A 695-nucleotide genomic window follows, 5' to 3' on the forward strand; every position below is an offset into this window, starting at 1 on the left:
CCCGACAACAGACGGAGACCACCATGGCTACCATCGGAACCTTCACCGCAGCGGACGACGGCTACACCGGTCTGGTCAAGACGCTCACGCTCAACGTCAAGGCGAAGTTCGTCGCGACCGAAAAGGAGAACGACAAGGCGCCCGACTATCGCATCTTCGCCGGCGCCACCGAATTCGGCGCCGCCTGGAGGAAAACCGCGCGGGAGACCGAGCGCGAATATCTCTCGGTCAAGCTCGACGATCCGAGCTTCCCGGCCCCGATCTACGCCTCGCTGGTGAAGGGTGAGGGCGACGAGGGCTTCATCCTGATCTGGTCGCGCCGCAACGGCGACTGATCCAACCGGACCAAACCGCCCCGCCTCCTCGGAGGCGGGGCTTTTTCTGTGCTCATGACCATAACGGCGCAGAAAGAGGGAGAGAAGGCCTTCGGCCTCCTTGCATAATGCTCGCTAAGGGCTCCGCCCTCGCGCGCGCAAGGGTGAAGCGCCGAAGCCGGCGCCGGCCGGAGTGGTATCCCCGGTCTTCCGCGCCCTCGCAGAATTTTCAATGACGACATGAGCGGCAGGCGCGTGCAGACGCGCGCGTGCCGCGCGCCCCCTTGGGCGGGTGATCCCCCTCCACTCCGGCCGCCCTTGCCCTTGCTACCCCGGTCTCGCCGACGGGCAGGGTTGCAGCGCAGCGCTGCGCTTTAACCC

The 695-nt window shown here is 66.2% G+C and carries 1 protein-coding gene; it reads left to right on the forward strand.

Translation table 11 applies throughout. The features are described from left to right. The first annotated feature begins 23 nt into the window (after nucleotides 1-23). On the forward strand, nucleotides 24-335 hold the full coding sequence (locus UP10_RS40495) for a DUF736 domain-containing protein (protein WP_044592744.1): 312 nt from the start codon (nucleotides 24-26) through the stop codon (nucleotides 333-335). Nucleotides 336-695 lie beyond the last annotated feature (360 nt).

The sequence above is a fragment of the Bradyrhizobium sp. LTSPM299 genome, from assembly GCF_000938235.1.
Lineage (GTDB): Bacteria > Pseudomonadota > Alphaproteobacteria > Rhizobiales > Xanthobacteraceae > Bradyrhizobium.

Bases quoted from the DNA above. Each gene is read 5' to 3' on its own strand.
- UP10_RS40495 (WP_044592744.1), top strand. From the start codon at position 24: ATGGCTACCATCGGAACCTTCACCGCAGCGGACGACGGCTACACCGGT.